Below are 6,603 nucleotides of genomic sequence, written 5' to 3' on the forward strand. Positions count from 1 at the left end.
GACCGCCCGTTGAACCACCCCAGGGGGTGTGCACGTGTTCAAGAAGAACAAGCACGGAATCCAGATGAAGACGCCCGAGCAGGTGGACAAGATGCGGGCGGCCGGTCTCGTGGTCGGCCGTACCCTGCAGTTGCTCAGGGAGAGCGTCCAGCCGGGCATGACGCCCCTGGATCTCGACGCGATCGCGGAGAAGGCGATCAGGGACGAGGGGGCGATCCCCTCCTTCAAGGGCTACCAGGGCTTCCCCGCGACGATCTGCGCCTCGGTCAACCACGAGGTCGTCCACGGCATCCCGGGTGACCGCCGCCCGCTGCGGGAGGGCGACATCATCTCGATCGACTGCGGCGCCATCCTGGACGGCTGGCACGGCGACTCGGCCGTCACGGTCCCGGTCGGCGAGGTCGACCCCAAGCTGACCGAGCTGATGAGGGTCACCGAGGAGGCCATGTGGCGGGGCATCGCCGCGCTCACCGTGGGCCGCCACCTGTCCGACATCGGACACGAGGTGGAGAAGTACATCCGTTCCCAGGGGCGCTACGGCATCCCGCAGGAGTACGGCGGCCACGGCATCGGCACCGAGATGCACATGGACCCGTGGGTGGCCAACCACGGCAAGCCGGGCCGGGGCCCGAAGTTCGAGCCGGGCATGTGCTTCGCCGTCGAGCCGATGGTCAATCTCGGGACGGACAGGACGAAGGTGCTGGCCGACGACTGGACCGTGGTCACGATCGACGGGAAGGTCTCCGCACACTTCGAACACAGCGTCGCCGTGACACATAATGGTCCTTGGGTATTGACCGCCCTTGACGGGGGGAAAGAGCGGCTTGCCGACCTGTTGGGAGACGCGGGCTAGTTCGGGCCCGCCGGCGAGCGGATGTGGTGGACATGGCGGCTGGTCCGGAGATGCGAGCCTCCGACGGAGATCGCGACAAGATCGCCTCGGTGCTGAGGGAGCACTACGCGCAGGGCCGCCTGACCACGGAGGAGTTCGACGAGCGCCTGGAGCAGCTCTACACCAGCAAGACGTACGGCGAGCTCGCGGTCCTGACCTCCGATCTTCCCGACGTCGACCTGCGCCGGCTCCCGGAGGCCCCCTCCCGCGCCCCTGAGCGTGCCGCCAAGGCGAGCGTGGACCGGGACGCGCAGAACAAGGGGCTGGCGGCCGCGTGGGCCGTCTGGGCGATGGCCAGCGGCATCAACTGGATGATCTGGCTCATCATCGGGGTGACCGGCGACTTCCCCTACCCGTGGCCCCTGTGGGTCATGGGCCCGTGGGGTGTGGTGTTGCTGGTGACGACGATCGCCACGGGCCTGGGACGGGACAAGAACCGGTAATAGTGCACTCTGGGCGTTGAGTGTGCATTCCTCCACAGAAAGACCCATTGAATCTTCCTAACGTGAGCGGTGTCCGAACAGCGGGACCCCGTTTCACAGGAGGAAATTCCATGAGCAAGATCCGTACAGCCCTGGTAGGAGCGGCCCTGGCGGGTTCGCTGGCCGCGGGTGTGGTCGCGGCTCCGTCGGCGATGGCCTCGGCCTCGCAGGCCTCGGCCGGATCCGTCGCAGTCCAGGAGACCCAGACGTCGAGCAAGCACTTCTTCGGTCCGTACTACTCGGGCTTCGGCGGTGGCGAGAGCTTCGGCAGGCGCTCCTACTTCAAGGGTTACTGGACCAGCAGCGGCGGCCGCTACTGGTTCTACGGCGACCTGTTCGACCGCGACCGTGACCGTCAGCGCAGCTACGTGTGGTTCAAGTGGCACGACAGGTTCGGCTCGCACAGCAAGGTGTTCAACACCTTCGGCAACTCCGGCTTCAACAAGTTCGGCGGGTTCAAGAAGAGCAGCGGCTTCGACGACTTCAAGATCCGGGTCTGCGAGGGCAGTAACAAGTTCGACGACTGCGGCCGCTGGGGCGACGCCTTCTGAGGTCTTCCGGCGCCTTCCGGGGAGACGGTCCGAGGAGTCAGGGTCACCCGGTGAGGGCGGGGGGGCCTTTCAGCGGGACGTGACCGAGGAGCGTTGACCACGTTGACCAAGGAGCACCGACCGGCCTTCCGCGATCGAGAGGCGAGTGAATCGATCAAGGAAGGCCGATCGGGGAACGATGATCGATAAGGTTGGTCGAGCGAGCCCCCCGGCGCCGGGTCGCCGGGGGGCTTTTTCACGCCACGGGCGCGATGGGTGTCCGCGGGCCTGATCCGGGCAGCGGCGCGCGGGGCCTTCGAACGGGGAACGACGGTCCGATCCGGGCAGCGGCCGACAGGGCCCCGGGGCCCGGGGGATGACCTGATCCGGACGGCCGGTGGCCCGTCTGAGCGGCGAGGGCGAGGGCGTCCGCCCGGTCCGATGGCCGGGATGCTGGCCTGACCTGGCCGGACGTGCCACAATGGGGCCACGAGTATTCGCGCGTCGAGCCGTGTCGTCCGTCCCGCTCGGGATCTGCGGTATCCTTTGTAGCGGTTGTGTCAAGGTACCGGCCGTGTGTTTCGCATTTCCTCGCCCGGTGCCGTACACTCCTTCTTCGGTTCACTATGACCATTGCGCATCGGCGGTGTCGCAACCGCCGCTCTCATCGAAGCGCTGGGTCGCGGCTGCTTAGTGTTCCGAAGCCTCAGACGACCGATCAGTGAAACGCGAGGGACATGGCCAAGAAAGACGGCGCCATCGAGATCGAGGGCACTGTGGTTGAGTCGCTCCCGAACGCGATGTTCCGGGTGCAACTCGACAACGGCCATAAGGTCCTGGCCCACATCAGCGGGCGGATGCGGATGCACTACATCCGGATCCTTCCTGACGACAGGGTTGTCGTCGAACTGAGCCCCTACGACCTCAGTCGTGGGCGGATCGTCTACCGATACAAGTAAGCGCGTCTGAGGGACGAATAGGACTATGAAGGTCAAGCCGAGCGTCAAGAAGATCTGTGACAAGTGCAAGGTGATTCGCCGGCACGGTCGCGTCATGGTGATCTGCGACAACCTGCGCCACAAGCAGCGTCAGGGTTAGTCGCTTCAAAAAGGCCCTGTGAGAGTCCGCTCCTAAGAGGCGGACTCGATCCATGTGGGGCTTTCACGTAATCGTGTCTCACACCTGCGCCGGCGGCTCACGCCGTACCCCGCAGGAGACCCCCGGTCGGAGGCCGGGGCCCTCACCCCGGGCATGGGGAGGGGAAGTGAGGCGCAGGACCTCCGCCATAACGAAGGAGAATGCCCGACCATGGCTCGCCTGGTTGGTGTAGACCTCCCCCGCGACAAGCGGCTGGAGATCGCTCTCACCTACATTTTCGGAATCGGCCGCACTCGTGCGCTCGAAACCCTTCAGGCCACCGGCGTCAACGGCGACCTGCGGGTTCACCAGCTGACCGACGAAGAGCTGGTGCCGCTGCGCGACTACATCGAGGCCAACTACAAGATCGAGGGTGACCTCCGTCGCGAAGTTCAGGCCGACATCCGTCGCAAGATCGAGATTCAGTGCTACCAGGGCATCCGGCACCGCCGTGGCCTTCCCGTGCACGGTCAGCGTACGCAGACCAACGCGCGCACCCGTAAGGGCAAGAAGAAGACCGTGGCCGGTAAGAAGAAGCCCGGTAAGAAGTAGTCCGCGTAGCCGCAGGACCGAAGACCTCAGGAGTGAAGGCAAAGAATGCCTCCTAAGAGCCGCCAGGGTGCACCCAAGAAGGTGCGCCGCAAGGAAAAGAAGAACGTCGCTCACGGGCACGCCCACATCAAGAGCACGTTCAACAACACGATCGTTTCGATCACCGACCCGAGTGGGAACGTGATCTCCTGGGCCAGCGCCGGCCACGTCGGGTTCAAGGGCTCTCGTAAGTCCACCCCGTTCGCGGCGCAGATGGCCGCGGAGAACGCCGCCCGCCGTGCCATGGAGCACGGCATGCGCAAGGTCGACGTGTTCGTCAAGGGCCCCGGCTCCGGCCGTGAGACCGCGATCCGGTCGCTTCAGGCGACCGGGCTTGAGGTCGGGTCCATCCAGGACGTCACCCCCGTGCCGCACAACGGCTGCCGTCCGCCCAAGCGCCGTCGCGTCTGACGCCCAGGAGAAGATAGAAAATGGCTCGTTACACGGGTGCGGACTGCAAGCTCTGCCGCAGGGAGAAGACCAAGCTCTTCCTCAAGGGCAAGAAGTGTGAGTCCGCGAAGTGCCCCATCGAGATCCGTCCCTACCCGCCGGGTGAGCACGGTCGCGGCCGTCCCAAGGAGTCTGAGTACCAGCTCCAGCTTCGTGAGAAGCAGAAGACCCGCCGCATCTACGGCGTCCTCGAGAAGCAGTTCCACAACTACTACGAGGAAGCCAACCGCAAGACCGGCAAGACCGGCGAGAACCTCCTCCAGATCCTGGAGAGCCGTCTCGACAACGTGGTCTACCGCGCCGGTTTCGCGGAGTCGCGCGACGCCGCCCGCCAGCAGGTCCGTCACGGACACATCCTGGTGAACGGCAAGAAGGTCGACATCCCGTCGTACCGCGTGCGCGAGCACGACATCGTCGAGGTCCGCGAGAAGTCGCGCAACCTCCTGCCCTACGAGGTGGCCCGCGCCACCGCCGGTGACAAGACGTACCCGGCGTGGCTCGGCGTCGTCCCGGACGCGCTGCGCGTCCTGGTCCACCAGCTCCCGGTCCGTCAGCAGATTGACACCCAGGTCCAGGAGCAGCTGATCGTCGAGCTCTACTCCAAGTAGCGGCTCCTCAGGTGCCGTACGGCTTTTTGCCGTACGGCACCTATGCTGTTGTTCGAGCGGCGTCAAATAGCGGGCGCCGCCATGCAAGGGAGATCTCACATGCTGATCGCTCAGCGTCCCTCCCTCCTTGAGGAATCTCTTGAGGAGACCCGGTCCAAGTTCATCATCGAGCCGCTGGAGCCGGGGTTCGGCTACACCATCGGCAACTCGCTGCGCCGCACGCTGCTGTCGTCCATCCCGGGCGCGGCCGTGACCAGCATCCGCATCGAGGGTGTGCTGCACGAGTTCACCACCGTGCCGGGCGTCAAGGAGGATGTCACCGACATCATCCTGAACCTCAAGGACCTGGTCGTCTCCTCCGAGCACGACGAGCCCGTGGTCATGTACCTGCGCAAGCAGGGCCCCGGTGACGTCACCGCCGCCGACATCGCGCCCCCGGCCGGTGTCGAGGTGCACAACCCCGAGCTGCGCATCGCCACCCTGAACGGCAAGGCGAAGCTGGAGATGGAGCTGACCGTCGAGCGCGGTCGCGGCTACGTCTCCGCCGCGCAGAACAAGCAGCCGGGCCAGGAGATCGGCCGCATCCCGATCGACTCCATCTACTCGCCGGTGCTCAAGGTCACCTACAAGGTCGAGGCGACCCGAGTCGAGCAGCGCACCGACTTCGACCGTCTGATCCTGGACGTCGAGACCAAGCCGTGCATGAAGCCCCGCGACGCGGTGGCCTCCGCCGGTAAGACCCTCGTCGAGCTGTTCGGTCTCGCCCGCGAGCTGAACGTCGAGGCCGAGGGCATCGACATCGGCCCGTCGCCGACGGACGCGGCCCTCGCCGCGGACCTGGCGCTGCCGATCGAGGAGCTGAACCTCACGGTCCGCTCCTACAACTGCCTCAAGCGCGAGGGCATCCACACCGTGGGTGAGCTCGTGGCCCGCAGCGAGCAGGACCTTCTCGACATAAGGAACTTCGGTGCCAAGTCCATCGAAGAGGTCAAGCAGAAGCTGCACGAGATGACGCTCGCGCTCAAGGACTCCCCGCCCGGGTTCGACCCGAGCGCGGTGGCCGGCGGCGGCTACGACGACGACGACAGCGCCTACGTCGAGACCGAGCAGTACTGAGTTTCGGGACGCCCCACGGCGTTCCGTGACACCGGGTGACTCCTCGTCACCGCGGGTGTCACCGAGTTTCACGATGACGGGGGCCTTCCAGCCCCCGGCCCGACCCCGGTACCTCGTACGGCCGGGGCGGGTTTACTCCCAAGGAGAACGCAATGCCCAGGCCCACCAAGGGTGCCCGTCTCGGCGGCAGCCCGGCCCACGAGCGGCTGATCCTGGCGAACCTCGCCACCCAGCTGTTCCAGCACGGCCGGATCAAGACCACCGAGGCCAAGGCGAAGCGTCTGCGCCCGGTGGCGGAGAAGCTGATCACCAAGGCGAAGAAGGGCGACATGCACAACCGTCGCCAGGTGCTGACGGTCGTCAAGGACAAGAGCGTCGTCCACCACCTCTTCACCGAGATCGCCCCGACCTTCGCCGAGCGTCCCGGTGGCTACACCCGGATCACCAAGATCGGTCTCCGTAAGGGCGACGCCGCCCCCATGGCCGTGATCGAGCTGGTGTCCGAGCCGCTGAACACGGTCAAGGTCGGCCAGACCCAGGCCACCGCCCCCAAGGCGGAGAAGGTCGAGGAGACCAAGGCCGACGAGGCCAAGGCCGAGACCACCGAGGAGACCAAGGCCTCCGAGGAGACGACCGAGGCTCCCGCCGAGGAGACCGAGGCCAAGAAGGACAACGCCTGATTTTCCAGGCTCGGTGAACGGGCCCTGCCGGCGGGCTGCCCTGCGAGCAGGGTCAGCCCCCCGGCCATGGCGCCGGCGACGACTCCGATCAGCGCCCCGGGAAGGGCGAGTTCAGCT

General features: G+C 66.1%; 10 protein-coding genes. All 10 read left to right on the forward strand.

What is annotated here, in order from left to right; translation table 11 throughout:
• Positions 1–34 precede the first annotated feature (34 nt).
• Positions 35–853, forward strand: coding sequence for a type I methionyl aminopeptidase (gene map, locus ACW9TB_RS17950; protein WP_472749145.1), 819 nt, complete (start codon positions 35–37; stop codon positions 851–853).
• A gap of 50 nt (positions 854–903) precedes the next feature.
• Positions 904–1,335 (forward strand): DUF1707 SHOCT-like domain-containing protein, encoded by a 432-nt coding sequence (locus ACW9TB_RS17955; RefSeq protein ID WP_472749146.1) that lies wholly within the window; start codon positions 904–906, stop codon positions 1,333–1,335.
• A 110-nt stretch (positions 1,336–1,445) separates the two neighbouring features.
• The gene (locus tag ACW9TB_RS17960; protein ID WP_472749147.1) at positions 1,446–1,925 is read left to right on the forward strand and encodes a hypothetical protein; all 480 of its coding nucleotides are present in this window, start codon (positions 1,446–1,448) and stop codon (positions 1,923–1,925) included.
• A 716-nt stretch (positions 1,926–2,641) separates the two neighbouring features.
• On the forward strand, positions 2,642–2,863 hold the full coding sequence (gene infA / locus ACW9TB_RS17965) for a translation initiation factor IF-1 (protein WP_012887858.1): 222 nt from the start codon (positions 2,642–2,644) through the stop codon (positions 2,861–2,863).
• Positions 2,864–2,888: 25 nt separating this feature from the next.
• On the forward strand, positions 2,889–3,002 hold the full coding sequence (gene rpmJ / locus ACW9TB_RS17970) for a 50S ribosomal protein L36 (protein ID WP_003956441.1): 114 nt from the start codon (positions 2,889–2,891) through the stop codon (positions 3,000–3,002).
• 210 nt (positions 3,003–3,212) lie between these two features.
• Positions 3,213–3,593: a 30S ribosomal protein S13 gene (rpsM, locus tag ACW9TB_RS17975; protein WP_362678418.1), complete on the forward strand. Its 381-nt coding sequence runs from the start codon at positions 3,213–3,215 to the stop codon at positions 3,591–3,593.
• A 45-nt stretch (positions 3,594–3,638) separates the two neighbouring features.
• Positions 3,639–4,043: a 30S ribosomal protein S11 gene (rpsK, locus tag ACW9TB_RS17980; RefSeq protein ID WP_012887860.1), complete on the forward strand. Its 405-nt coding sequence runs from the start codon at positions 3,639–3,641 to the stop codon at positions 4,041–4,043.
• Between the two features lie 20 nt (positions 4,044–4,063).
• Positions 4,064–4,690 carry a 30S ribosomal protein S4 gene (rpsD, locus tag ACW9TB_RS17985; RefSeq protein ID WP_030912875.1) on the forward strand — a complete coding sequence of 209 codons (627 nt, stop codon included), beginning with the start codon at positions 4,064–4,066 and terminating at the stop codon, positions 4,688–4,690.
• Positions 4,691–4,789: 99 nt separating this feature from the next.
• Positions 4,790–5,806 carry a DNA-directed RNA polymerase subunit alpha gene (locus ACW9TB_RS17990; protein ID WP_089210160.1) on the forward strand — a complete coding sequence of 339 codons (1,017 nt, stop codon included), beginning with the start codon at positions 4,790–4,792 and terminating at the stop codon, positions 5,804–5,806.
• 152 nt (positions 5,807–5,958) lie between these two features.
• A complete protein-coding gene (rplQ, locus tag ACW9TB_RS17995; protein WP_472749148.1) occupies positions 5,959–6,486 on the forward strand; it encodes a 50S ribosomal protein L17 in 528 nt (175 codons plus the stop codon).
• Positions 6,487–6,603: the final 117 nt, after the last annotated feature.

The sequence above is a fragment of the Streptosporangium sp. H13245 genome, assembly GCF_055690525.1.